Genomic DNA, 25617 nt, shown 5'->3' on the forward strand with positions numbered 1-25617 from the left:
CCGCTCCGTCCGGCAGGACGTCCTCGCCGGGCTCGAGCTCGTTGTCGCTGTTCGAGGAGAACAGGCGGGTGATCAGGCTCACAGGGACTCCCTCACTTCGGTGGGCAGGCGCAGGTGACGCGGGAGCACGAGCCCCAGCGGCAGACCCGCAGCGAAAACGGTGTCCTGCGACCCGAACGCCGGCCGCACCCGAAGACGCGCCGCGGCGGTCAGCGAGTCGATCGCCGCGCGCGCGTCCGCCTCATGCACAGCGTCAGTGGTCGTCGCGGTGACGATCAGGCCGAAGTTGAGCAGGCCAGCACCGGACGCCTCTTCCGCCGCGGTCGCCTGGGCGGAGCGGGTGGAGAGGGTCGAGCGGGCGGTGGGCTTGGTCGACGCGGAGCTGTTGAACTGCGCCGCGTTCAGGTCCGCCTCAACGATCGCCGCGGCGCGGGCCGGGTCGATGGGGCGGTACAGCAGGGTGACGCGCTTGCGGGCGACGTCGCGGTGCGGCGCGAGCAGGCGCGCGAGGATCCCGGACTGCACGACGCCGCGCGGCGGGGAGGTCATCGTCCACGACGTCGACACGGCGCCGTCATGCCGGTACGACTCCCACCGGGACTCCGCGGCCGCGGGGCCAACGTCCGTCCACGACAGCTCGGGCACGTCCCCGCAGGCGCGGGCCTCATCGATCAGGACGGCGGCGGCGGGGTCGTAGGCGATCCGGATCACCTCGCACAGCTCCTGAGCACCGAGCGGCCGTGCAGCGCCGGCCCCTGTCGCGGCGAGGCTCGTCGTCAGGCCAGGCAGGCGGGCGGCGAGGTCGGCCGCGACCTCCTTCGCGTTGCGGCGCTTCCCGCCGATGCGGGAGAGAGAGGAGAAGGTGATCGCGACGTAGGCGCGGATCGTGGCCGACCCGACCGGGTAGCTGCTCACGACCTCCGAGAGCATCGCTCGAGCGAACTCCGGCGCATCCGGGTCCATCGACCCCTCGACCTCCGACCGCAGGCGCGTGCCGGTGTCGGGGGCCGTCTCGACGGTGACGGAGGCGGCCTCGATGCCGGGCTCGTCTCCGAGGTTGGAGAGCCAGATGCCGTACTCCGCGACCTGGTTGTTGACCTGCTCCTGATCCACCAGCGCGGCGCCGTCCGGCTCCGTGGCGATCACGACGGTGTAGTGCTTGGTCGAGGGGACGTGCACGAGGGCGAACCGGCGCCCGTGCGAGTCCTCGTGCTCGGAGAGCTGCGACGCCGCAGCGAGTCCCGGGAGCTGGAACGTGCCCCACTTCGCCCGGCCCGCAGGGCCGGAACGGTAGACGTTCGCTCCCTTAGCCTTCGTGCGCATCCAGTTCACGCGATTCACCGTCCTTCCGAGGGCGCTCTGCCCGTGCTTGTCCTTCACCGAAACCGTCAGCAAGATCCCGCCGAAGATCGCGGCGACGATCAGCGCGGCCCCGAGGCCCGAGAACATCGACGCGATGATCGAGGAGAGGATGCCGACGAACAGCACGCCCGTGGCGAGCTGTCCGAGGCCGCCGAGTCCCGCGGTCTGCGGGCGACGCCAGTTGCCGTACGTTCGCGGCGCCTCAGCGCTGCGCGTGGGAGTCGTGGTGCTCATCAGTTCCCGCTCTCGTTGGCGCCAGTGGCGTCGTCCGTGGCGGCCTTGACCGCTCCTGCTGCGTGCTTCGCGCCCTCAGCGGCCTTCCCGGCCGCCATGACGCCGATTCCGATAGGACCGCCAGCCGCCGCAGCGGCGCCCCCGCCGGCTGCCGCTGCTCCGCCTCCGGCTGCCGCTGCTCCGCCTCCGGCTGCCGCTGCTCCGCCTCCGGCTGCCGCTGCTCCGCCTCCGGCTGCCGCTGCTCCGCCTCCGGCCGCGGCGCCTCCGCTGGCCGCAGCTCCGCCGCCGGCTCCTGAGGGAGCGGGCATCGCGGCGGGTGACCCCTTGCTGCCTGCGGAGGCGTTGCTGCCGCTCGGGGCTGAGCCGAATCCGCCTCCGCCGGGAGTGCCGCCGCCTCCGCCGCTGTCGCCGCCACTACGCGAACGGATTGCACCGGTAGCGATTTCGGCTGCTCCGCCCGCGGCTGCAGCTCCGAGGAGCAGGCCGGCCCCGCCTCCGCCGCCGCCCACCGAGGCGACAGCGGGGACGAGGAAGCGCATCAGCGCGGGCAGGGCCACGAGCGCGATGAGCATCAGCGCGAGGCCGGTGACGATCTGGAACAGTCCGGTGCCGTCCGACTTGAACAGGTCGGTGCCGGTCATCCGGAACGCGATCGCGTAGACGATCGCCGCGGCGGGCTTGTAGAGGATGAAGGCGAGGGTCCAGGCCATCGTCTTCTTGAACCACTGCTGCCCGATTTCGGTGTTCGTCACGGCCGCAGCGATCGGGAAGATGCCCGCGAGAACGACGAGCATCGCGCCGCGGAAGATCATCAGCGCGACCTGGATGTAGGTCATCAGGACAGCGAGCATGCCGAGGAGGAACAGGCCGATGAGGCCGATGGGCGATGTCGCGGTGAGACTGATCATCGCGAAGACGTTCGTGCCGAAGCAGTTGCTCTCACCGTTGGTGACGTCGCAGTTGGTGGAGTTGTTGAGGATCCAGATGGAGAACGCATCGCCCGCCTGGGTAGCGAGGCGGATCACGACGAGGCCTGCTCCGGCGACGGCGATCAGAGTCAGCACGGACCGGGCCAGGGTTCGCAGCTCGCCCGCGCGCTGCGTCCAGACCATGCGGCCTGCCGCGACGAGGATCGAGAGGATCGCGAGGCCGCCGGCGTACCACTCGAGCTGTCCTTGCACCCAGCCGACGACGCTCGAGGACTCGTTCAGGTGCAGCGCCAGGGGCAGGAAGCCCGTCACGAGCGCGGAGGCGGAGGAGAGCAGGAAGACAGCGAAGATGATGACGCCGATACGGCCCATGTGAGCCTCGCCGTCGCCGTGCCGGCGACGGGTGCTCATCATCACACCCGCGATGATCAGCGACATGACTGCGAGGCCCGCGGCGACCCACGTTACGTAGCCGAGGATCGTCTCGAATGCCTCCGGTGCGGGTGGTGTCGTTCCAGCGCCGTTAACGCCGCCTCCCCGGTCGACCACGGTCACCGGGGAGGGAACATTCACCCAGAGGGTGCCGAGCGAGACGATCGCTTTGCCGTAGCCCTCCAGGATGTTGTTCACGAACTGCTGCAAGGCGTCGTTCGATGCTTGCGAGACGATGTCCCCGATGCCGGCCGAGGACCAGCACGGAACGTCGAGAGGCGAGCAGGGTTCGCCTGCGGGTGGGGTCACTGTCATTCGGTACCTGCCCAAGGGATATAGCCGCCGAGGTTCTGCAACGCCGACGGGCGGAACGGGGGCTGACCGTCGTCGGTCAGGACCGACTTCCAGTCGCCGTCGACCCACTGCACGGGAGCGGGGAAGCTGAGGAGCTGATTGGTGTTCGAGCGGAAGGCGATGTCGATCGTCGCTTCGTCCGCGGTGTACGAGCTCACGCGGAAGCCAACGATCTGCACGCTCCCACCGGTGTTGCTCGGGGCGATCGCGGCCTCGATCGCCGCGTCACGGCCGGGGCCGGGCGCGGTCTGGCGCTCGAAGATCGCGGAGTAGAGGCGACCATCCGTGCCCATCGCCCAGATGTTGGCGACGGAGAAGAGGGCGCCTTCGACGGTGTGGGCATAGCAGCTACGCAGGCCGTCGTCCTCGATCACGCCGGGGCCGGCGGTGTCCGACGAGGGGGCGGCCATCGTTCCGACAATGGTCCACTCGGTGATGGGGGCGGCGGTGAGAGTGCCGCTCTCGTCGTAGCCCGGCAGGTCGCAGACGCTCGCGGCGTCCGCGTCGACCTCCGGAGTGGAAGACGTCTGAGGCGACGCGGTGGTGGCGGGCAGGCTCTGCCCGCCACCGCCGCCCAGGGACGTGACGGCGAGGAGGATTGCCGCCAGCGCGAGGATCCCGAAGATGATCGCTCCGAAGATGAATCCTCGACTGGTGAACGGGTTGCGCTGCTCCGTGTCGCTCATGACGTCGTGCCTTTCGTTGGTGGTGCCGTTGGGTTTCTGGGGGTGCTACGCGCCCATGAGGAAGCCGACGATCGTGAACGCGGCGGACACGATGATCACGCCGACGAGGAGGCGTCCGAGCCAGCCGCCGATCTCTCCGCCTTCGCCGCGGCGGGCGGAGACGGTCATGGTGACGCCGAGGATGATCAGGCCGACGACGGCGACGCCGAGGCCGACCCACTTGGCCCAGCCCATGACGGTCGTGAAGGCCTCGAATCCGGGGGGCATGCCACCGGGGCCCGGGTCCGGCACGACGGCGCCGAGGGCGTCCGCGGTGGTGAGGATGTCGGTTGCTGCGAGAAGAACAGACACGATGTGCTCCGTTTCGTATTTCTGGGTGATCACCGCCGCGGACGCGCCGGTGAAGCTGGTGGGCGTCAGGCCGTGGTGAGCGGGCCGTCCGCGAATCCGACGTCGAAGTGCAGGTGGTTCGGGGCGTCGGTGAACTGCGTGATGTGCTCGTAGCTGGTCGAGCGGCACTGGATCTGCCCGGCGCGCGAGCCCGCCGGGACCTGGGGGTCGAGGACGTCGAGGAGCTTGAGAGCGTTTGTGTCGCAGCCGGTGGTGGCGGTGCCGTCGAAGGAGAAGAAGTCGACCGCGTGGCCGCCGCCGTTGATCCAGTGGGAGGAGCCGGTGCCGGCGCCGAGCAGGCTCCCGGTGCACTGGCGGTTGAGGTCGGAGACGCCGACCTTCCCGAACGTGTTGAGGGCGATCGTGATGACCTGGAGGATCCGCACGTCGATGCCACAGTTCTCCTTCGCGGTTCCGGTGGCCATGTCGCGGATCTGCTGTGCGTAGCGGTCCTCGAGCAGGCGCAGCCTGCCCTCCTCCATCGCCGTCACTAAGCCGGCCGCGAGTGCCTGCGCGTCACCGGAGACGGCGACGCATCCACCGACTGGGGTCGGCGTCGAGGGTGCGGTGCTGGTCGGCTTCGACGGCACGCTGACCGGCGCTGTGGTCGTCGTAGGGGCGGTCGTGCTGCTGCCGAGGCTGTTGAGGTAGGTCATGATCGCCACGGCGTCGGAGCGGTACTTCGTGTAGTGGTTCGGGTCGGCGTTGCGCTGCACTTTGTTGATCGCGATGGAGGGCTCCATCGACTGCCAGCCCTCGACCTGCACGAGGCGGTCGTAGAAGGAGCCCGCCGAGGTCGTGGGGTCCATGCGCTGCTCGACGGTGCCCCAGCTCGACTGCTGCTGGAACAGGCCGATCGAGTCAGCGACCGACCCATCCGGGTTGATCGCACCGTCGCCGTAGCTGATGTTCACCAGGGAGGACTCCCCGATCGCCGTCTGCACGCCGAGCGTCTGCCCATCGGCGCCGAGCCCTTTCGCGGCGCCCGCGTTGACGATGAGCGCTGCGTTCACGAGCTGGTCGTGACCGTAGGTACCGACCTTCGCATCCGCAGGAATCGCGGAGACGTTGACCGGTCCCCCGCCAGGCAGGCAGGCCGCGGCGGCGGAGCCGCCGAAGAACAGCACCCACAACAGCATCGCGATCGCCACCACCGGCACCATGACCGCTGCCAGCACCCCCAGTCCCCCCTTCTGCACTGGGCTACTCCGAGCCCGGAGGGGTGATCTGATCGACGGCCCACGGGGCCGTCTCGCTCGGGCGGTGGACGTAGACCGAGTACTCCCCCGCGTCCGTCGGGACATAGACGCGCATCGTGTGCGCGCCGTCACCGTCGCGCACTCGCGCTTCGTCTGTGACGCTCGTGCACGGCACGTTCGCGGGGTCGACCGTCTCGTAGGCAATGGCCGCCTGTTGCGAGAGCACCGGATACAACTCATTGATCCAGGTCTGGTAGTCGAGCGCCGGACGGCAGAAGGTGGCAACCGCATTCGTGGCTACCGCAACGGTGTCGCTCACTACTTCTGGTTCTGGAGCCGGCTGAGAATCGCCAGGACTAGGTCGGCTGGGCGCGAGTTCTCTTGCTGAGGGCGAAGTGGTCGGGACAGGCGTTGTCGTTGTCGGCGACTCGCTCTCGTGCGTTGCATCGTCCGACCGGGTGGAGGTGCAGCCGCCGATGAGGAGCGTGGTGCAGAGAGCAAGCAGCACGGGTGAGTACCGAGACGAAGATGCGAGCACGCGTCCAAAGTTACCGATTTCGGTAGCTATTGCAACCTGAGTCGGTAACCGAAATAGGCTTATATCATCTTTGGTACATTTCCTGCGTGGCTAGACGACCGGCGCCGGGACCGACGGACTTCTCGCGACGCGTGGTCCGCGCGGTCGAGACGCTCCGTGATCGTGCTCGGCTGACCAACACCGAGCTCATCCGCGCCGCAGGTATCTCGGCGAACTACTTCTACATCCGCCTCCGAGGTGAAGCGCCGTTCACCACCAACGACATCGAGAAGCTCGCCGGAGCCTTCGGAGTCGAGCCGTACGAGGTGCTGCAGCTCGCCTCCTTCCCGACAGCGGAGGATGGCGGGGCAGAGCTCACTGCTGAGCGCATCGACGGCAGGGAATTCGCTCGGAGACTGAAGTTCCTCGCCGAAGGACCGACGAGCGCCGATACTCCGGTCTTCACTCTCGATGCCCTCGTTCGTTCGCTCCACGGCCGTGACATCAGCTTCGACCCGGAGGAGTGGGACGAGTTGCTCGGGCTGGAGGGCTCCACTCGGTTGCCGGTCGATCTGCTCGTCGGTCTCAGTGAGTTCTTCGGTGTCAGCTACGGGTACCTGACCGCGAGGCGTGAAGACGAAGCCAGCGAGCTCGTCGAAGCCGAGATCCGCTTCCACCGGGCACTCCTCGCGACCGGCGCCACCTCCATCAGCGCCCGAGCGCTGGGTGGCATGAACGCCAAGCAGCTCGCCGCCGTCACCAAGGCGATTCTCTCGATCGAGCGGACTCCGAAGGAGGGCACCAACCCATGAGCGTCACTCAGAGCAACGACGCCCTGTGGTTCGAGCACGCCGACGTCGAGGCGCGCACTGCGCATGCGTTCGAGCAGAACCGATTCCAGGACGACCGGACCCTGGATGCGCTCGTCGAGCACGTCGCCGACCTGCACGGCAAGCCGATCCACGTCGACGCCATCGACGACACGGACTGGGAGACGCTCACGGCCCTCTGGGTCGACTTTCCCCACGAGGCCCAGATCCTCTACCGCTCGACAGATACGCGGCTCTACCAGATGCACTGCATCCTTCACGAGCTCGCCCACATCGTCCTTCGCCACCCCGGCTGCAATGTCCTGGGAGACGACTCCTCCCTCGCGTCGTACCGCGGAACTAACGGACTCGTGCGCGGCCGTCTCCTGGAGACCGGCGGCTCGGAGGACCTCGATAACGCCGACGGCGACCGGCGCATCCTCGAAGGTGAAGCAGAGCACCTCGCGCACCTTCTCTCCCGCTCGCTCCTGCATCCTCGCTTCCGGGAGGACGAGGAGGTCTTCGGGTAGATGCAGGCACTGGCACTGATCGCCCTGGTGATTCTCGCCGTCGTCTTCGTCGCCCGGATCCCCGCCGCTGTCTCCCAGCCCTCAAGCCGGCTGTCCTGGCTCGCCAGCGGAGTCGGCTCCCTCGCGCTGCTCACCCGAGTCCACCCCGGGCTGGATCGGTTCCTCGGGGGTGAGAACTACATCAACCTCGCCCAAAACGTCCTAGCGACCACCGCGTTCTGGCTGGTCATGAGAGCCGCCCTCCTCCAGTCCCGCAGCACCTCGCGATTCTGGACCCGGAAGCTCATCCTCGGCGCCATGCTCGTGTCCTTCGCCGTGCCGTTCGTATTCATCACTGACAAGGAACCCACCTCGAAGATCTTCATCACCGAGCACATCACCCAGACCAGCACCTGGCTCTACGCCAGCATCTACATGACGGCGATCCTGGCCATCTCGACGATGCTCCTGCTGGGTCTTCGCCGCAGGCAGGCGCGCTCGTACGGCTTCTTCGTCGCCGGCAGCAGTCTCGTCATCCTCGCGTGCATCGACGAGATCGTCGTGTTGGCCCTCGACCACTTCGAGGTCATCGATCTGGGCTTCCGCATCCTCCTACGAAACGCGTTCGACTTCCTGTTCTACTGCGGTGTCATCCTCATCGTCACCGGAATCGCCTCCTTCACCTTGCAGAAGACCATGCGAGAGGTGCGACTCGGCCGACATGCGCGGCGACTGCGCCGGCTTGCCACCCGGCTCGCAGTGATGCCGCCCACGAACGGGTCACGCGGCACTCGAGACGAATCTGCGATCGCTGTCGTGTACGACCTCGTGATCGCCCTGCGCGACTTCGAGAACGCCCATCGCGGCCGCCTGACCGCTGCGGACGCTCGCCACGTGGCAGAGGCCGAGGCCATCGTGATGGAACAGCTCCCCTCCCCCGCGACCACGAAGGCCTGGACCTGATGAGCGCACGACGTGTCGGCGCGAGAACTGCCCTAGGAGCGGTCGGGACCGCGATAGGGGCGCTCTCTCTGCTGGCCGGCGTCGGTGTCGTGCTGGGACGGCGAGTCGTGATGCCAGGGCGGAAGAGGACCATGCGGGTCATCGCATCGACCCCTGACACCCTCACCCTCGAGGCCACGCCCGAAACCCTTCACGACGGCGAGTACGGCTTCTGGTTCGACTCCGATCAGGGCCACGCGCTCGTCGGCCGGATCCTTCATCACGACGCGATCGAGCGGACCGTTCGTCGCGAGGTTCTTCGAGTCACCGGCGGCGATCTCTCTACTGCTCACGAAGGCCGATGGACCGGGCACGTCTTCGCGCGTCCTGAGGACATCGACCCGGGCGTGCGCGAGATCCACGTTGACTCGCCAACAGGTCCGTGTCCGGCGTGGCTCTTCCCGTCGGCCGGCGGCGAGGGCGAAACAACCTGGGCGATCCACGTGCACGGCATCCGCACCACCCGCATCACCGCGCTGCGCTCAGTCCCGGCAGCACGCAAGCTCGGCTACACGTCGCTCGTTCCTTCGTTCCGAGGTGACGGAGATGGACCACCAACGAAAAACGGGTCGTCGACTCTCGGCCAAACCGAGTGGGATGACGTCGATGCTGCGATCAACTACGCGGTGGAGCACGGAGCGCACAGCATCGTTCTGTTCGGCTGGTCCCTCGGTGGCGGCATCGCACTTCAGCTCACTGAGCGGTCTCGACACCGCCACCTCATCGCAGCCCTCGTCCTCATCGCACCCGCCACCGACTGGCGGCAGATCATTCGGGCTGGAGCGCGCCGAGCTCATCTGCCATCGGGCGTGGGTGCGCTTGGGACGTTCGCGCTTTCCACTCGCCCCCTCAGCACCCTCGTAGGACTTTCCAGGCCCATCGACTTCGATGCCCTGGACTGGATCCGAGGACCGAGACTCACCGTTCCGACCCTCCTCATCCACTCAGACGGGGATCGCGAGGTGCCTGCCTCGTTGTCACGGGCCTTCGTGAGCGTGAACGCCGAGCGGAGCGCGCTAGCCCTGCTCCCGCCCGCTCCGCACGCCTGGGAGTACAACGTCGCGCCGGACGAATTTGACGCCTCGATCTGCGAGTGGATTGGTCGGCGGCGCGCACTGAGCTGACAACGTGTACCTAAATCGGTAACACAGCTAGACCTTATTTGGTACAGTTCCGGCATGGCTGTTGGACGAGGACCGTGCCGGCCGCGGCTTGAAGGCCTTCACGGCCTTAGTCGATCCGTCGCGTCCGCGTCACTGCAGCGATCGTCCTTAATCCCGGGATTGATCCCGCCAGGGTGCGGCGTGGCGCACGCAATGCCGGGGTTAAGTCACCACTCTGGACACATGGCTCCGATCAAGCAGAAGCGACGCGCGCGCAACGGCGCCGTCACCGTGCCCGTCGAGGTTCAGATGCCGCCCGTGCTGAAGGACGACATCGACGGCGCAGCGAAGGCCTCGGGCGTCTCGCGCTCGTTGTACTTCGAACTTCTGCTTCAGCAGCTCCGCGACTCCACCGGGCACCTGCCCGTGCTGGCACCGACGTTCGACATCGACCAGGAGGCGCACATCTCCGCCGCTTAATAGAAAGCGGCCCGCCGCTGACGCGGCGGGCCGATCTAAGTTACGTAGTTCGAACCCTCACAGTTTGCCGACCTAGAGGTTCGTCCCATCCAAAGTCACCAGCCCTCACGGGAGGCTTCTCCATGTCTGGCATCATACCCACGCCCTCGCAGCGAACTACGACGAGCTTCACTCGTCGGCGTGTCGCGACGCGATGGGCTGATGCTGCTCGAGCGATTGTCGAATCGCCGTTCGTCGCTACAGCGTTCGACAGAACGTTCGTAGACACGCCGGGCGACATCCCCGGAATGCATGCATTCGCTCAGAAGACTGCTCGTATGAGCGCAATCAAGGGTCGTGCAAAGCGAGCGGACAATGCTCCCACCGTGCTGCTTCAGGCACGCGTCACTCCGGACGTCCGTGAGGAAGTGCAGGCGGCTGCGGCAGCCAGCGGCGTCTCCGTGGCCTACTACCTCGATACCTTCCTGCGTGAGCTCGTTCAGATGAACGGTGCGCTCCCCCTCGTCGCCGCACCGCGACCCCAAGCAGAGGAGCTGCCGATCCCAGCCGCTTAAACGAAGGAGGCCCGCCGAAGCGGGCCTCACCAAGTTTCGTAGCCCAGAACCCACTGCCGACCAAAGCCCGGGTTCAGAGCTAATCAAGTCACCACCCTCGCGGGAGGCTTCTCTATGCCCGAAAGATTACACGACGGGTTGAGAGATTCAAGGATGGATCTCTCGGCGCGCCGTCACGGCTCGTCGACGCTCGGCGACGCGTGGTCCCTGACCCGTCGACTGAGCCCGCGCGACACTGTCCGGACGATGCGCCGCGACGCCTATGGACGCCTGGATGAGAACGCCTATCCCACGGCGTTCCTGATCTCCGCCGTTGCCCCGAGCACCCCGTGGGCGATCTACCTCGCGGACGCCGCCGGCGCCTTCCGACTGCTTTGCTTCGACTTCGACGGCAAGGACTCACACGGGGTCGATCCCGACCTGATGGAGCAGGCCGTCGATGACTGTGATGCGCTCTCCTCCGTGCTCGATGCGCATCAGGTTCCTCACGTCGTGTGCGAGTCCTCCGGGACCGGGGGCCGCCACCTGTGGGTCGCTGTTCGTGGCGGTGCTGCCGCAGCTGATGTCGATCGGTTGGCGACCGCTGCGAAGGCGAATTTTCGCACGTTGGATCACGGCATGTTGCACAACCCGCGCACGGGTGCTGCCCGCCCTCCCCAGTCTCCTCACCGCGATGGCAGCGTGTCGACGCTGCTGCGAGGCCGCGTCGAGGATCTGCTGGACCCGGTCGTGCTGCCGGCTTCGCTGCTCGCGGTTGCGGCCGATCTGGAAGCGACGCCGTCGGGCCGCCGCTACTTCGCGCCGACTGAGGAAGCCGTCGTCCTGCAGCACCGCACTTATCGTGCGCTGAGCGCTGCCGGTGCCGCTCATATGGCTACCGCCGGTGGTGGCGCGAACCCGTCGTGGACAGCGTTCATGTGTCTGCTCTCTGCCGCTCACGCGGGCTGGACGCTGACCGATGTCGAGCACGCAGCCCAGACCGCGCCCGGTATGGAGCACTACCGCACGAAGAACACGGGTCGAGGTGGCCGCCGCCCTCGAGCGCGTGACGAGGCCGCCGAGCGACTCGGTCGCCAGTGGGAGAAGGCGCTCGAGTTCGCGGCCCTGCATGCCGTGCTGCCCTCCCAGCGGGAGCCCCGCGATCTGACGGAGCTCGAGGGCATCGTCGCGGCCGTCGGCGACCTCCTCGAGCGGTTCCGGGTGAACCCGGGCCGATGGGGTCGCACCGAGCGCGCCACCTCCGAGCGGACGATCCTCACCGCCCTCGCCTACCTCACCCTCCACACCGGTAAGCGCACCGTCGCCGCCTCCGTCCGCGATCTCGCACTGCTCTCCGGCCTCGGCCGCACCACAGCCGCCAGCGCACTACGGACGCTCCGCGAGGACGGCTACGTCCAGCTCATCGCCCGCGCCGACGGCAGCAATGCGAGCGAATGGCGCTTGACCGGCACACTTTCCACAGGCTCCAGCACACTCCGGACACAACCACTCAATAACCCCCGCCCCCCGGGCCAGCTCTTCTCACAGCGAGCCGTCATCCTCGACCTACTCGAGAACGAACTCACCGACGCCCGCCACGATCTCTTCACCCGCCCAGGCCTCGGACACCTCGCCGGGAAGATCTACGTCTTGCTGCGCCGCGAACCCTCCGTGACCGTCGACAGCGTTGCGCGAATGCTGGGAGTGACGGCCCGAACCGCCGCCACGAATCTCTCCCGGCTTCGCAGCCAACGCCTCATCGTCAAGCACGCCGACGGATGGAGACGATCCCTCCGCGACCTACGCACCACCGCAGCACAAGCACTCGGCGTCGACGGTCTGCTGGAGGACCGCGCCCACCGTTACAGCATCGAACGAGAAGTCTGGGCCTGGTGGCAAGCCGAACTCGCCCACCGCTCCTCCACACCACGAGAACGCCCTCGACGCCCGCACATCACCAGCCGCCCCCTCTTCGACGACCCCTCCGCCGGAGAACGCGTCTGGCCGCTCTACCCCCGAGACGCGGCCGGCCGCGGCGATCACCGAGAAGCCCTCCACTGGGGACGCACCGGCATGCTCGCCCCTGGCTCCCTCTGGTGGTCCTCGACTGCCGCCTAATCCACGACGCCTAACCGGAACTCCTTCACGCTCGACGCGCGCGACCACTCCCCCGTAGCCGCGCGGAATCACGGTTCGCGAGACCACTGTCGGACCCTCCGACTTACACTCGGGCTGGATCGAACATACGTTCGAACGGTGGAGGAGGTAGCTCGATGAGCGTGACGATCGTCGAGAGCATCGCGATCCCGGCACAGGATATCGTGACGCTCGCGTTCCTCGTCGCCGGTGACGCCGTCGCTGCCGGCTTCCCCTCCCCCGCGCAGGACTACTTCGACGGCTCCCTCGACCTCAACAACCACCTGATCCGAGACAAGACCTCAACCTTCATCGTCCGCGTCTCCGGTGAGAGCATGATCGGAGCCGGCATCAGCGACGGCGACGAGCTCGTGGTCGACCGCTCCCTCTCCCCCAAGCACGGCAACGTCGTCATCGCGATCCTCGACGGCGAACTCACCGTCAAACGACTCGAGCTCACCCCCGGTGGCGTCATCCTGCGCGCCGAGAACCCCGAGTACCCGCCGATCCTCGTCCCCGAACTCAGCGACCTCCAGGTGTGGGGCGTCGTCACCGTCTGCCTCCACCACCTCCACCGTGCGCTCTGAGCAGCGCATCGGCCTGGTCGACGTCAACAGCTTCTACGTCTCCTGCGAGCGAGTGTTCGACCCGAAGCTGCACGGCCGGCCCGTGGTCGTCCTCTCCAACAACGACGGATGCGTGGTCGCCCGCTCCGACGAGGCGAAGCAGCTCGGGATCGAGAACGGCACGCCCTGGTTCCAGATCGAACCCCTCATCCGCGCCCGCCGCCTCCCGGAGATCATTGCCCGCTCGAGCAACTACGAGCTGTACGGCGAGCTCTCCGCCCGCGTGATGGAACTCCTCGGTCGGTACTCCGCCTGGCAGGAGGTGTACTCAATCGATGAAAGCTTCCTAGGAGTAAGCGGCGACGTCGCCGAGCGAGCGAAGATCGGGCGCGCTATGCGCGCCGCCGTCGCGAAGAACATCGCCCTGCCCGTCTGCGTAGGGTTTGGGCCGAGCAAGACTCTCGCGAAATTCGTCAACAAGAGCGGCGCGAAGAAGCACCCACGCCTCGGCGGCGTCTGCGACACCGTCTGGTACACGCCCGAGCAGCTCGACGCGCTGATGGCCTCGCAGCACGTCACCGAGCTGTGGGGCGTCGCCGGCCGCACCGGGAAACGGCGCGCGGAGCTCTCCGTCCACACGATCCGCGACCTCCGCGACGCGGACCCTGCTCTCATCCGGAAGAAGTTCTCGGTTGTCCTACAGCGCTCCGTCTACGAGCTGCGAGGCATCGACTGCATCCCCCTCGAGCCCGCCCGCACTGTCCGGGACCAGCTGATCTTCTCCCGCTCGTTCGCCACTCCCCTGACGACGATCGCGGACATGGAGCAGGTGCTTTCCGTCTACGCGCAGCGCGCCGCCCGCCGGCTCCGCGCGCAGGGGTCGGTGACCAAGACGATGAGCGTGTTCGCGTCGACGTCGCCGTTCGCAGACGCGTCCTACGTGTCCGCCGGCGCACTCGCCGGCTTCCCCGTCCCCACCGACGACCCGGTGGCGATCGTCAAGGCCGCGATCGGCACACTGCGACCGCGGCTGCGCGAGGGGGCGCGATACGTTCGAGCCGGCGTCATCCTCATCAATCTCTCCCCCAAGGACTCCCACGCCTTCCTCGACGTCTTCGGCGCCGCCTTCGACACCAAGGGCCTCGGCGCCACCATCGACGCCGTGACCAAGCGCCACGGCCGGTCCGCGGTCGGACTCGGGCTCGCCGGGATCCGCAACGGACCCGTCTGGACGATGAAGCGCGGCGCACTCTCCCCACGCTCCACAACCCATTGGGGCGAACTGGCGACGGCGTTCGCGCACTGACCGGAGCTGCAGGCGTACGGGGGCACTAACCGATTTGCGGCGCGCGTTCCAAACTTCGGAAGATTCAAGATTACAGACTCTGTAAGTGCAAGAGCTCATCAACTCACGTAGTCTGTAAGGTCCGGAGTAACAAACACTGTGTGTAGGACTCTCGGGTGGGATCTCCGTGTGACAGATGATCAACGGGGTTCGTCTACAGAGTTACAGACTTCGTAGTTCTGTAGCTTTATGAGTCGACGTGGCCGGCCGGTGCTGCCAATCGCGGCAGCATGAGGGCTTGGCGCGCCGCCGGGCTTCAGTGGAGCAAGCCGAACTTAGGAGCTGGAAGGTACAAGCGCTATGCATCCCTCGATGTGCCAGCCCTGCTCTGATGGCGATCGGGTGCAACCTGAGGTCGTCGAGGACGTCGATCGATTACAGTTTGTAAGTTACAGACTTCCGAAGTCAGTAAGTCCAGGCCGAACTTTGTTAGTCTGTAACTACGGAAGTGATTGGAGTATCCATGCGCATCGTGACCGGCCGGTGCTGCCAATCGCGGCAGCATGAGGGCTTGGCGCGCCGCCGGGCTTCAGTGGAGCAAGCCGAACTCAGGAGCTGGAAGGTACAAGCGCTATGCATCCCTCGATGTGCCAGCCCTGCTCTGATGGCGATCGGGTGCAACCTGGGGTCGTCGAGGACATCGATCGATCACAGTTCGTAAGTTACAGACTTCCGAAGTCAGTAACACCAGGCCGAACTTTGGTAGTCTGTAACTACGGAAGTGATTGGAGCATCCATGCGCATCGTGTCTCTGGCAAATCAGAAGGGCGGGGTCGGGAAGACGACAAGTCTGATGAACCTTGCGGCCGTCGCCGCAAAGAACGCGCGAGTGCTCGTGGTCGACGTCGACCCCCAACAGTCGACCACCATGTGGGCGGCTCGGGCGGGGGAGCGGCTGCCCTTCGACTTCGCGGAGAACACCGACCCCAATACGCTCACGCGGCTGCGGGAGCTGCCGTACGACGTGGTCTTCGTAGACACACCAGGCAACCTGACTGATACAGCGATCCTCGGTGCCGTTCTCGACGTCTCCGACTTCGCGATCGTGCCGATGGTTCCAGAAGCCCTTGCTGTCGATCCGACGCGCAACACGATCAGCAAGCTCATCGAGCCGCGAGGCATTCCGTACCGAGTTCTGCTGGGCAGGGTGGACATGCGTGTACCGAACCTCCTCGAAGACTGGGTCAATCTCGTGGATGTAAGCCTCAAGCTTCCTCGCTTCAAGCAGCACATACGGCAGTACAAATCGATCAGCGATTCTCCGCTGACCGGAGACGTTGTGACGCAGTACCCCGACACCAGACAAACCGCCAACGCGATCTACGACTACAACGCGGTCGCCCTGGAGCTCACCTCCATCTGGGCGCACTCGACCCCGAGGAGCTCCTAATGGCCCGTCAGGACCTCAGTGCAATGCTGTCCACGCCACCGCAGGCGAATCCGTCACCCACCCCGCCGGCGGCGGCACCAGAGCCGGTGGAGCCCGCTCAGCTGTCCAAGACTCGTCGGGTGGAGGACGCCGCTCCGGCAGCTCGGCAGAATGCGGCGGAGGAAGCTGGCTACCGATCCTTTGCCAGGAAGGAGGCGAGGGTTCGAGACGACCAGTACACCGCACTAACTGCGCACGCGCGTCGACTCACGCGAACCAGGCCCGCTGGAACTGAGCGAATCACCGAGAACACCCTCATCCGAGTAGCGATCGATCTGCTTCTCGAGAAGAGCGATCAGATTTCTGGTGGATCCGAAGCTGAAATCCGAAAGTCTGTTGGTCTGTAAGTAACAGACTTCGAGAGCGTCGCCTATGGCCTCCGTCCTTGAGCTGGTCGTACGCCCGGGCAGCTTCACCGACCGGGATGGCTCTCCGATAGAATGTTCTATAGGAGGTGGTTGCTATGTCGATCGCTCAGAGGCCCGATGGGGATACCGTTCGCCGGCTGCGCAGCCGCCAGGTCGTGACGAGAGTGTCGTACCTGCGAGAGCTGCGCCGCGCCGCGCAGGACACCACGCAGACGCAGCTCGCGCGCCTGATCGGTATCTCCCAGCCCTCCGTCAACAGCGCCTTGAAGTCCGCGGCCGCCGTACCGGACGTGCGCCCCGGCTTCTCCGGCGCCACCACGTACGAAATCGCCCAGCGCTACGACGCCGGCGAGCTGACGCGGGAGCAGACCATCGATGAGCTCGGCCGCTGGTCTTACCGGCCCGGCTCGCCCAGCGACGGCTTCGACTGGACGACTGCGGACGCGGGGGAGTTCGAGGACGTCGGGCGCGCGTTCAGTGAGCACCTGATCGACGCGGAGATGTACGACGAGATCCTGATCCGCTACAGCGAGCAAGGTCGGTGACGGGCGAGGACTCGTCAGCGATCGCCGCGCACCGCGAGACGGTGCGTGAGTGGGCTCGGGCCGGCGGCCCGCTGAGCCCTGCCAGCGAGCTGGCGACGGTCAACAACCGCGACTGGTTCGTCCGCGAACCTGACGGCGTGGACCGGCCGCGCGCCGCGCGCCGGCAGCTGCACGACCGCCTGGTCGCCTCCTACCGCGATGAGTTCCCTGACGTCCGTGCAGAGCGGAAGGCGATCATCCTCGCCGGCCCGCCCGGGGCCGGGAAGTCGACCGTCCTCGCGGATGTGCTCGGCGCCGACCGCGGCGCGTGGATCACCGTCGACGCGGACGAGTTCAAGCGGGCCCTGCTCACCGAGGCGATCAAGGACGGCAGCTACGACCGCGCGATCATGCCGCCCGAGGTCCGCGCCGCCGAGGCGGCGGGGGAGCGGTTCTTCCCGCTCGAGCTGGCCTCCCTCGTGCACGAGGAGTCCTCCCAGCTCGCGATCCGCGTCCGCAATGAAGCGGTGCGGGACGGGCTGAACGTCGTGATCGACACCGTGCTCTCCTCGCCCGAGAAAGCCGTCGAGCTGGGGCAGCGACTCGGATCCGTCGGCTACAGCGTCGAGGTCATCGACGTGGAAGTCCCGTTCGAGCTGTCGGAGTCCCGCATCGCCGGCCGCTGGCAGCAGTCCTACGAACGCGCCCTCGACGGCGCCGACGAGCTCGGCGGCCGATGGATGCCCAGCGAGTACGCCCGCGGCGTCTACGCCGGCCCGGACGGCCGTTCCCTCCCTGAGGTCGCCGCCGAGCAGCTGGCCCACACCGGACCGACGGTCATGCGCTACCGGCGCTACAGCACCCCCGCCGAAGGGCAGCCGCGCACGCTCGACGTCGACAAGTCGCGCACCGCGTTCGGAGAACCCCTGATCGACACGGCCCTCGCGCAAGCACGAGCGACCGTTACCCGCAGCTTCCCCACCACGACGCCGGCGCAGGCGCCGGACCGCGGCGACCGAAGCCGCTAGACCCACTGCCGGCGGCGCCCGTCAGCAGATCGCACTCTTCCTCTACCCGTTCCCGGGGCCGCTGGATGCAGCGCCGGCGATGCCAGGGCGGGAGGCCGCTGCGCCCTGCGCGTTCCTTCCTTCTTGCCTCAGGGCTCTCAGCCCAACAGCTCGAGAATGAACGCAAGTACCCCTAACAGCACGGTGACCCCCAGGGCGATGGGGATCAACGGCCAGGTGATCCAGGTGAACAGCAGGAACAGTGCCACCACCAGCGGCCAGAGGAGCCGTCGTCCGGCTAATGCGATCAGCACCAGGAAGATGCCGGCTCGCAGGCGGGTCACCACCACCGGGCGGCTCATCGTGGATCCGGACTGCGCGGAACACAACCAGGAGGTTCGGAACCCCTGCGTTCTTCCGCTTGCTTGCGAGCGATTCCGATAATCAGTTCCTGCCCATCGCGCAGGCTCCGCTCGGCGAACGGCGCAAGGAAAGCGGCCGCGCTGGCATCGGCTGCAGTCTTGTCGATCGTGTGGACGGTGGCGCGGTGGCGCTCGGCGGACGCGAGTAGCTGCTCCTGCTCACGCACTGTGAGCAGTCGGGGATTAACCGAAGGAAGCGGCGGTGCACCATTCGAGACAAGGGGTGCATCATCCACGACAAGGGGTGCCTCATTCGAGACAAGGTAGGCGACGCCGTCGTTGCCGGGTCGGAGGGCCGCCCGGTTACGCAGCCGGCCAGAGAAGGGGAAGGGGACGCGGGGGCGTGGAATTCGCTTCACGTTGTCGCTCAAATCGTTGGGTGTCGCGGCGGCCAACTCAGCGCGCGTAGCGGCTGCGCAGCCATGCGACGGTGGGGTTGTCGGGAAAGTGGCGGGAAGCGTCCCACACGGCCGAGGCCGAGTCGATCTCGGCAGCCGTTCGGGCGGCGATCGCGTCCTGTTGCAGGAGACGGCGGCGGTGGTCAGCCCAGGCCGCGAGGTCATTGAAGCCCTCGCGGCCCGGACCTACCCAGCGGGTTAGATCGGACACGTGTGACCGCTCAGATCAACCGTGCGATGGCGTCACGGCCCGCGATCGCCTTACTGGCGAGGAAGGCGGCCTTCGCCTCGTCGGCCCCCGAGGCGGCGACGAGGCGATCGTAGATCATCGATCCGAGGTCGATGCCGTTGGCGGAGCGCTCGAAGACACGGCCCTGTTCGCGCAGCGCCGCCTTGTGAGCGAGCTCCTTCTGCACGTCGGCCTCCTGCGCCTGGAGCGCCGCGCCGAGGATGCGGCTCTCGGACTTGCTGACCTCCTTGCGGAGGCGGAAGCGGTCCCCCAGGCCCAGTTGCGAGCCGGCCAGGGGGTTGAAGGGCTGAATTTCACTCATGATGCATCCTTTCGGTGTGCGAAGGCGGTGCGGTTCTGGAAGCTCGCGACGATGCCGTCGGCGAACATCTCCTGACGCAGCTCGGCGACCTGGCCGGCGAGTGCGACGCCTTCGGCGAAGCGCTGACGGTCTTCCAGAATCCGGAGCTGGAGCAGATCGGAGGCCGCCGAGGCATTGGCGGACGCGATCCGGGCGTGAGTCTGGAGATAGGTGCGACGCGACATTTCAGTGCCCGTCGCGCCAGCGGATGCCGCCGCCGGTCTGCTTGCCGTTCTTTGAGCGGGTCTCCCACTCGTGCACGTGGTTCGGGCCGTCGGGCTTGCCGTCTCCCTGCGAGTAGCGGTCGATCCGGGAGCCGTTGTCGGTGGTGACCGTCTTGACGCCGTCCTTCCACGTGAAGTGCTTCGCCGGCTGGTTGCCGCCGCTGACGGGAATGTTTCCCATGATGCGTCCTTCCATCCGGAGCGCCGGATCCGGGGCCGGCGAAACCGACTTGCCCCGACCGTACTTGATGGTTTTTCTTGCGTCTAGAGATTCCGCTCAAACTGTTATGTTTCGCCGTCTTCGTGCGTTTCGTTACAGTGACGCCATGAGTTCTTCCACCATGCGGTTGATGCCCGTGGAGGCCCCCGCTGCGACCCTTCAGCGACGCAGCGCCGCCACCGCCGAGCGTCTCGCACGCCACGCGGCTGTACTGTCCGGCGTCAACGTGCCCGGAAATGAAGTGAGACGCACATGGGTGAAGCGCTTCGAAGCTCTGACCCTGAAGGAGCTGAGCCGGGGGGTCGCTGCGAAAGACGACGCGCTTGCCCAGGGCGAGATTGCCGCAGCCACCCTCAACCGCTTCCGGCCGAACCGTAAGTCGGCCGCGTTTCTCACCGGGGCGGAGGTGCTCTTCTCTTCGTTGGGCCCTGTGTTCGGAGAGGTGATGCGCACCGTCGGCTACAACGAGCTGAACGAGCCGCTGGTGGAGGAGATCCGGGCTGCGATCTGGGCGGTCATGGTGTTGGAGTGCTACCGCTCGCAGCCGGCGCTGTTTGTGTCGGCTACGACGGCCCGCGCGGTGCAACGCGCGCTCTCCCTCCCGTGGGAGGCGCTCCAGCCCGCGGGTCGCGACGAGGAGCGGACCGCGACCCTCCCCGCCCCAGGGGAGAATCCCACCACCCTGAGCATCTTGGACGAAACCATCAAACTGGTGCTCGATGACAACGTGCTCGACCAGGAGGGTGACGGACGGCCCGGGGAGGGCGCGAGCGAGAAGTTTCTTCGGGAGGACCTGATCTCGCGCTGGCTGAAGCACCTACTCGAGTCCCCGGACCGCGGCTTCGCCTGGGTGCACATCGACACTGAGCGCCAGAACGGGAAGGATGTGGCCACTGGGCTCCTGCGTGTCGAGGCGTTCACATCGCCGCTCGGAAGCCTCAACGCCTTCGTCGACGAGGTCAGCCGGAGCGACGTAGGCCGGGCGCACGCCGACAGACTTCTCCCTCGCATCCCCAGTGCCGGCGAGCTTCGACGGTTAAACCCGGCAGCGCGACGGATGTGCGTGTGGGTGGTCATCCAGATCCACCGGTTGCTCCGAGACAATTTCCGCATGAACGACCTGCGCGACCACGAGCAGCTGAAGACTGCGGTGGTGGTCGAGGCACAACGGCTAACCGAACTGGCGGAGGCCGTGCTCGAGCCGGGCGATCCGCTCGTTGTCTGGGCGCGTGCGAAATGGCGCAACAAGCTCATCGCCGACTTGCGCGATGAGGATCCAGCTGCCGCCATGCAGCAGCTCGAGCTGCTGCGGGCTGACATCGACGAAATGGTGGCGCTGCACGGAGCTGGGCGCGTCGACAACGGAGCCATTGCCGACTTTGTGCGCTCGCTCTCACCAATCATCAACGCCATTGCTGACGACGCCGACGACCGCGGCGAGGACGTCCTGTTCCGCCGTCTCCACGACGATCTCGGCCGGGATTGGGAGACTTTCTTCGCCGCCCTGGGTCTCCAACCGGCTGGCCTGCTGCCAGACTCGCAGGCTCCTGACGATCCTTCCCGCCGAGCAGTACCTGCTCTGCTGGCCGGGCACCTGCACAACTTCGCCGCATTTCTCTCCCGCAGCCACAAACCTGAGGACCGCACCCTAGGAATCCGTCTTCAGAAAGAGGTTGTAATCCCGGCGCGGGCCGAAGCGCGCGAGCAACACGGCGTCGATCTTGGCCTCCGGGTAGCGCTGCAGGTGCTAATCCGGGCACTCGTCATCGAGCACGAGCAGACCGATGACCCAAAGCGACGACGCGAGCTTGCGGCCGACGCCGTGCGCGCTGCCGAGCAAGTCGACCGTTTACGTGACTTCACCTTGACCGCCGTTGATGGATTCGGGGTCAAGCGCTTACGAGGTGGACAAGTCAACACACTCACGGCGATTGTGGCCGGTTTCGCAATTGCCAAGCAGAACGGCATTCCGACGGGTCATTTGACTTCGTCCGAGGTACGGATGATGGCCGACCGCGCCGCCGATTACCTTTTAGCCCGCAGCCCGCACGGAGTCCCCTCCGGCAGGCTTCGACAGTTCGAGCGCCTTCGCGCCAAGCTCGTCGCTCTGGAAGCCGGATGAAAATACGGGCAGCTTGCGCGTCGACCGGCTCGGTTGATTGCGGATGGACGTCCTTCCCCCCTCAAACCTCCTGCGCGAGCGCGGCGTGCAGCTCCGCTCGTTCTCTGTCAACCCTGCTTCCGACGACGGTCCTAGCCGGGGAGCCCCAGCCCTCACGCACCATGTAGACAATCTCTGACATGTCCTGAGCATGACACTCGCCTTCGACAGCCTTCTGGCTCTCGGGCCGACGAGAGACACCCATCGCATCGTCAAGTCTTGACCGCCCTAACGACCCAAGGCGACTCGTGCTACCAACGGCAGCGACGCCGTCCAGCAGTAGAAGGTGGTGCCGTCCCACGCTCATCGGTGCCATGTGGACGCCCCCAGTCCACAATCACCGACGCGAACCCACTGACGGCCGTCTTCGACAGTGACGAGTACTCGTCCCGGGAGCGCGAGGTGCCCTCGCGCAGCGGCGACGGAGCGCCGCCCAGGCGAGGCCGCTGCGCGGCCCGTTCTTGCGGGTTTTCTTCACCTCTCCGCGGTCTCAACCTATTTCGCTCCACCGGCTGCGTGCCACCGATCCCGAACGCGGTCGCTGCGCTCCCTCACATCGCTCGTGATCGGCGTCACTCCGCCGCCTCCACTCAAACGGTCTTCCCCGCCGGAGAGGCAAAGAAAAACGATCAGCCAGAGAGAGACACACCATGAGTCAGCAGCGCGGCACCCGTACCGAGGTCATCAAGAGCGAGAACCACGGACCCGGGGCGGAGGGCATCAGCCGGACCGCCCGTCAGGTGGTCATCGTCGGCGCCGGTGGCCGCGACCCCGTGACCGAGCAGACCCCGGCCGTGCACCTGGTCACCCGCGAGGGCCGCGCGGGGCTTCCCGGGGTGACGCTGCAGCACTTCGAGCCCGTGGAGGCACTGCCCGCGGATCGCGTCGGCTACATGGCCTCCGGCGCCTACGTCGTCGTGCCGGTCGACGTCGCGCGAGCGCTCGACCTGTTCCCGGCCGCGTACGCGCTGCACGACCGCAGCGAGACGCCCGCCGACTACCGCGACAACTGAACGCCCGTACCGAGAAGGAGAACCGACATGCTCACCATCACCCACACCCCCGAAGCCGGAACGATCATCGAGGGCACCAGCCGCGGGGACGGCACCGCCGAGATCCTGAAGGCGTCCGGCTGGCGCTGGGGTCGCTCCATCGGCGCCTGGTACGTCCCGCAGTCCCGCGACCGCCTGCCGAAGTGGTGGACCATCAACCGCGCCGCGACCGCCCTGCGCGACGCCGGACACGAGGTCACGATCGAAGCCGAAGAGACGTTCCGCTCGACCGCCGAGGCGGAGGCGGCGACCCTCGAGCGCCAGGCCGCCCGGGTCGACGCGCTCGAGGCGAAGGCCGACCGCCGCGCCGCGGACGCCGATACCGCCGACGCGGCCGCGCGCCGCGCATTCGACCGGCTCCCGGAGGGTGGCGAGCCGATCAAGATCGGCCACCACTCCGAGACGCGGCACCGCAACGCGATCGAGAAGGCCCACAACGCGATGGGCCGCAGCGTCGAGGCCGACCGCGAAGCCACCCGCGCCCGCGCCCGCGCCGACGTCGCCGCCGGGACCACCGAATCCCGCTACGCGCCCGGAATGGTCGCCCGCCGCATCGACCGCCTCGACACCGACATTCGCGGCTACACGCGGAAGATCGAGGGCAGCTCGCACAACTTCGGCGGCGGCTACATCGAGACAACCGCCCCCGCCACCGGCGCCCAGCGGGAGCGGCTGCTCACCCAGCGCGCGCAGCTCGAAGACCAGCGCGACTACTGGACCGCCGTCCGCGAGGCGCAGGCCGCCGCTGGACAGGTCACGATCCACAGCCGCGACACGATCGCCAAGGGCGACATGATCAAGCACCGCTTCGGCTGGCACGTCGTTACCCGCGTGAACCCCAAGAGCGTGACCGTCGCGCTCGACTGGAACGACGGAACCCGCCCCTACAAAGTCGCCTACGCCGACGTGCAGGGACACCACACCGCCGCCGAGGTTGAGGCAGCCCGAGCCGCCGCCACCGAGACGGCCGCCACCGAGACGGCCGCCGCGAGCTGAACGGTTGCGAGCTACCTACCTAGATACCTAGGTAGGTAGCTCGTGAGGGGCGGGCCCCTCACACACCCCGGGATTCCCGTTCCGGGAGGCACGAGCTGCGCTCGTGTCACTGCGAGTCACGTCAGACGCAGTGCCTCGCGAATTGCGCCGTCGTACTGCTCCCTCTCGAAGGTGAGGGTACGAACAAGCTCTCCGTTCGGACACCATCCGGCGAACTCATCGGTCACGCCGAAGCCAAGCCGCCGGCTGAGCCGGCCGAGAAGCGTTGATGGAGGTGGAAGCGGTCGAAGAGTCTCTGACTCCCACCGGGAGTCCTTCCACTGGACGATCTCGTCGCTGCGCACGAGTTCTGCGCTGAAGAGGATGCCGCAGCTGGAGTCGCCGCAGGACGCGCAGCTGGCCAGCGCGATCCGGCCAGGAAGCATGGCCGTGACGACCGATGGTCCTTCTCCGAGAAGCGAGAGGAGGAACGGACGCCACACGCCCCAGGGGGCCGTGAAGACGTCACCCGTACCCTCCGGATCGTCGTCGGTCACGAAATCCCCGATGGGACGTCCGTCGAGGGTGATGTCCGGTTCTTCCGTCACGCTCGAAGTGACGACCGCTATCACCGTGCGTTCCCTCATGGACACATCGTGACATCGGCGGCCGCGGGCGGGCCGACTATGACAAAGCGGGCGCGAGCTGCGCTCGTGCAGCGGCGACGGAGCGCCGCCAGGAGGTCGCCGGGCTGCGCCGGCCGCCGTTGGTCGCCCTACGAGCTCACAACTTTTTTCCGTAGCGTTCGGCGGCTCCCTGGCTTCGCTGCGGTCGTAGCTACAGTGGCTGCGCCACCGGCTCCTCCGAGACTTTCAGCACGTGGTCGCTGTGCTCCCTCACATCGCGTCGGAACTCCCTGCCCCCCTGCGGGTGCCTCCCTGGTCAAGCGAGTTGCTGCGAATGAAGCAGGTCACTCGAATCCGTGAGGAGGCCAATCACTCCACAGTCAGAAGGAGTCCGGGTAGGCGCGGTGCATGAGGTGCTTGTGCGTAGGTGTGAATGACGTAGTGACTATCAGCGGACCGTGCCGGCGTTCCAGAGCACCGGAACCGATGAACAGGACGCTCAGGGAGCTGTCGTTCCACCACCTGGGGTCGAAGGTGTCAGCATCAGTCTGTACCGCCTCGAAGACCGCCTGCCCTTTCCCGATCGTCGCTCCGAGGCACCACAGGGCATCACCGCCGAAGTCGATGACACTGTTCAGTTGTAGCGCCTTCAGCCCTACCGTCTCCGCCCACCGGAGAATCTGCTGATCCTCTCGCCGCGCGAGCTCTCGCTCGGCGCTGGCGATCGTCTTCTGCCACAGCTTGCCGCCGAGAACGTCGATGACGGGCCAGAACTCAGCGTCGGAGAGCGGCTCAAGGCCGCTTGCATCGAAGGTCTTCACAACAGGTCCCTCTCCATCCACGCATCGTATCCGCGCTCGCGCAGCGGCGACGGAGCGCCGCCAGGAGGTCGCCCGGCTGCGCCGGGCGCCGTTGGTCGCCCTACGGGCTCACACCCTTTTTTGCCGTGAAGCCTTCGGCGGCTCCCTCCGCTTCGCTGCGGTCGTAGCTACCTACGGGCTCCGTTCAAGTGGCTGCGCCACCGGCTCCTCCGAG

General features: G+C 66.9%; 28 protein-coding genes. 15 read left to right on the plus strand and 13 right to left on the minus strand.

The features are described from left to right. Window positions 1–78: 78 nt before the first annotated feature. The 6 genes from C5C54_RS13655 to C5C54_RS13680 all read right to left on the minus strand — a co-directional run bounded on the left by C5C54_RS13655 (window position 79) and on the right by C5C54_RS13680 (window position 5905). Entirely contained in the window at window positions 79–1596 is a 1518-nt protein-coding gene (locus C5C54_RS13655) for an SCO6880 family protein (RefSeq protein WP_181127898.1), read from the minus strand. Further along, on the minus strand, window positions 1596–3167 hold the full coding sequence (locus C5C54_RS13660; RefSeq protein WP_181127899.1) for a hypothetical protein: 1572 nt from the start codon (window positions 3165–3167) through the stop codon (window positions 1596–1598). The genes C5C54_RS13655 and C5C54_RS13660 overlap by 1 nt, the downstream gene beginning before the upstream one ends. Window positions 3168–3268: 101 nt before the next feature. Further along, window positions 3269–3997 (minus strand): hypothetical protein, encoded by a 729-nt coding sequence (locus tag C5C54_RS13665; protein WP_104288560.1) that lies wholly within the window; start codon window positions 3995–3997, stop codon window positions 3269–3271. Window positions 3998–4042: 45 nt separating this feature from the next. After that, on the minus strand, window positions 4043–4348 hold the full coding sequence (locus C5C54_RS13670; protein WP_219812204.1) for a hypothetical protein: 306 nt from the start codon (window positions 4346–4348) through the stop codon (window positions 4043–4045). Between the two features lie 65 nt (window positions 4349–4413). Further along, window positions 4414–5586 (minus strand): hypothetical protein, encoded by a 1173-nt coding sequence (locus C5C54_RS13675; RefSeq protein ID WP_104288561.1) that lies wholly within the window; start codon window positions 5584–5586, stop codon window positions 4414–4416. A gap of 4 nt (window positions 5587–5590) precedes the next feature. Then, on the minus strand, window positions 5591–5905 hold the full coding sequence (locus tag C5C54_RS13680) for a hypothetical protein (protein WP_104288562.1): 315 nt from the start codon (window positions 5903–5905) through the stop codon (window positions 5591–5593). Between the two features lie 350 nt (window positions 5906–6255). Here C5C54_RS13680 and C5C54_RS13685 point away from each other — a divergent pair, with 350 nt between their 5' ends. The 12 genes from C5C54_RS13685 to C5C54_RS13745 all read left to right on the plus strand — a co-directional run bounded on the left by C5C54_RS13685 (window position 6256) and on the right by C5C54_RS13745 (window position 17935). Continuing rightward, entirely contained in the window at window positions 6256–6915 is a 660-nt protein-coding gene (locus C5C54_RS13685) for a helix-turn-helix transcriptional regulator (protein WP_104288563.1), read from the plus strand. After that, window positions 6912–7442: a hypothetical protein gene (locus tag C5C54_RS13690; RefSeq protein ID WP_104288564.1), complete on the plus strand. Its 531-nt coding sequence runs from the start codon at window positions 6912–6914 to the stop codon at window positions 7440–7442. The genes C5C54_RS13685 and C5C54_RS13690 overlap by 4 nt, the downstream gene beginning before the upstream one ends. After that, complete coding sequence (locus C5C54_RS13695) at window positions 7443–8384, plus strand: hypothetical protein (protein ID WP_104288565.1); 942 nt, start codon at window positions 7443–7445, stop codon at window positions 8382–8384. Window positions 8385–8515: 131 nt separating this feature from the next. Continuing rightward, entirely contained in the window at window positions 8516–9547 is a 1032-nt protein-coding gene (locus C5C54_RS13700; RefSeq protein WP_258063335.1) for an alpha/beta hydrolase, read from the plus strand. Between the two features lie 222 nt (window positions 9548–9769). Next, a complete protein-coding gene (locus C5C54_RS13705; protein ID WP_104288567.1) occupies window positions 9770–10006 on the plus strand; it encodes a hypothetical protein in 237 nt (78 codons plus the stop codon). A gap of 317 nt (window positions 10007–10323) precedes the next feature. Then, the gene (locus C5C54_RS13710; RefSeq protein ID WP_146078841.1) at window positions 10324–10560 is read left to right on the plus strand and encodes a hypothetical protein; all 237 of its coding nucleotides are present in this window, start codon (window positions 10324–10326) and stop codon (window positions 10558–10560) included. 153 nt (window positions 10561–10713) lie between these two features. Then, window positions 10714–12657, plus strand: a complete 1944-nt coding sequence (locus C5C54_RS13715) for a hypothetical protein (protein ID WP_104288569.1) — start codon at window positions 10714–10716, stop codon at window positions 12655–12657. Between the two features lie 155 nt (window positions 12658–12812). Further along, window positions 12813–13262 carry a LexA family transcriptional regulator gene (locus tag C5C54_RS13720; protein WP_104288570.1) on the plus strand — a complete coding sequence of 150 codons (450 nt, stop codon included), beginning with the start codon at window positions 12813–12815 and terminating at the stop codon, window positions 13260–13262. Further along, complete coding sequence (locus C5C54_RS13725) at window positions 13252–14547, plus strand: Y-family DNA polymerase (protein ID WP_104288571.1); 1296 nt, start codon at window positions 13252–13254, stop codon at window positions 14545–14547. Before C5C54_RS13720 ends, C5C54_RS13725 begins: the two co-directional genes overlap by 11 nt. A 775-nt stretch (window positions 14548–15322) precedes the next feature. Further along, window positions 15323–15976 (plus strand): ParA family protein, encoded by a 654-nt coding sequence (locus tag C5C54_RS13730; protein ID WP_104288572.1) that lies wholly within the window; start codon window positions 15323–15325, stop codon window positions 15974–15976. Between the two features lie 502 nt (window positions 15977–16478). After that, the gene (locus C5C54_RS13740) at window positions 16479–16928 is read left to right on the plus strand and encodes a helix-turn-helix domain-containing protein (protein WP_104288573.1); all 450 of its coding nucleotides are present in this window, start codon (window positions 16479–16481) and stop codon (window positions 16926–16928) included. Then, window positions 16925–17935: a zeta toxin family protein gene (locus C5C54_RS13745; RefSeq protein WP_104288574.1), complete on the plus strand. Its 1011-nt coding sequence runs from the start codon at window positions 16925–16927 to the stop codon at window positions 17933–17935. Before C5C54_RS13740 ends, C5C54_RS13745 begins: the two co-directional genes overlap by 4 nt. A 137-nt stretch (window positions 17936–18072) precedes the next feature. Here C5C54_RS13745 and C5C54_RS13750 read toward each other — a convergent pair whose 3' ends face one another. The 5 genes from C5C54_RS13750 to C5C54_RS13765 form a co-directional block, all read right to left on the minus strand. Further along, window positions 18073–18276 (minus strand): hypothetical protein, encoded by a 204-nt coding sequence (locus tag C5C54_RS13750; protein WP_104288575.1) that lies wholly within the window; start codon window positions 18274–18276, stop codon window positions 18073–18075. A gap of 456 nt (window positions 18277–18732) precedes the next feature. Then, window positions 18733–18945: a hypothetical protein gene (locus C5C54_RS17665; protein WP_146078842.1), complete on the minus strand. Its 213-nt coding sequence runs from the start codon at window positions 18943–18945 to the stop codon at window positions 18733–18735. A 10-nt stretch (window positions 18946–18955) separates the two neighbouring features. After that, window positions 18956–19285: a hypothetical protein gene (locus C5C54_RS13755; protein WP_104288576.1), complete on the minus strand. Its 330-nt coding sequence runs from the start codon at window positions 19283–19285 to the stop codon at window positions 18956–18958. Beyond that, window positions 19282–19509 (minus strand): hypothetical protein, encoded by a 228-nt coding sequence (locus C5C54_RS13760; protein ID WP_104288577.1) that lies wholly within the window; start codon window positions 19507–19509, stop codon window positions 19282–19284. Before C5C54_RS13760 ends, C5C54_RS13755 begins: the two co-directional genes overlap by 4 nt. Window position 19510: 1 nt before the next feature. Beyond that, a complete protein-coding gene (locus tag C5C54_RS13765; protein WP_104288578.1) occupies window positions 19511–19729 on the minus strand; it encodes a hypothetical protein in 219 nt (72 codons plus the stop codon). A 145-nt stretch (window positions 19730–19874) separates the two neighbouring features. On the opposite strand from C5C54_RS13765, the gene C5C54_RS13770 reads away from it, so the two are divergent. The 3 genes from C5C54_RS13770 to C5C54_RS13785 all read left to right on the plus strand — a co-directional run bounded on the left by C5C54_RS13770 (window position 19875) and on the right by C5C54_RS13785 (window position 23977). Then, window positions 19875–21890 (plus strand): hypothetical protein, encoded by a 2016-nt coding sequence (locus C5C54_RS13770; RefSeq protein ID WP_146078843.1) that lies wholly within the window; start codon window positions 19875–19877, stop codon window positions 21888–21890. Between the two features lie 689 nt (window positions 21891–22579). After that, window positions 22580–22942, plus strand: coding sequence for a hypothetical protein (locus tag C5C54_RS13780; RefSeq protein WP_104288581.1), 363 nt, complete (start codon window positions 22580–22582; stop codon window positions 22940–22942). Between the two features lie 27 nt (window positions 22943–22969). Next, the gene (locus tag C5C54_RS13785; protein WP_104288582.1) at window positions 22970–23977 is read left to right on the plus strand and encodes a DUF3560 domain-containing protein; all 1008 of its coding nucleotides are present in this window, start codon (window positions 22970–22972) and stop codon (window positions 23975–23977) included. 116 nt (window positions 23978–24093) lie between these two features. Here the strand turns inward: C5C54_RS13785 and C5C54_RS13790 are convergent, their stop codons facing one another. Both C5C54_RS13790 and C5C54_RS13795 read right to left on the minus strand, forming a co-directional pair. Next, on the minus strand, window positions 24094–24603 hold the full coding sequence (locus C5C54_RS13790; RefSeq protein ID WP_104288583.1) for a hypothetical protein: 510 nt from the start codon (window positions 24601–24603) through the stop codon (window positions 24094–24096). 359 nt (window positions 24604–24962) lie between these two features. Beyond that, on the minus strand, window positions 24963–25403 hold the full coding sequence (locus C5C54_RS13795; RefSeq protein ID WP_104288584.1) for a hypothetical protein: 441 nt from the start codon (window positions 25401–25403) through the stop codon (window positions 24963–24965). Window positions 25404–25617: the final 214 nt, after the last annotated feature.

It is taken from the genome of Rathayibacter sp. AY1F2, assembly GCF_002930885.1.
GTDB lineage: Bacteria > Actinomycetota > Actinomycetes > Actinomycetales > Microbacteriaceae > Rathayibacter.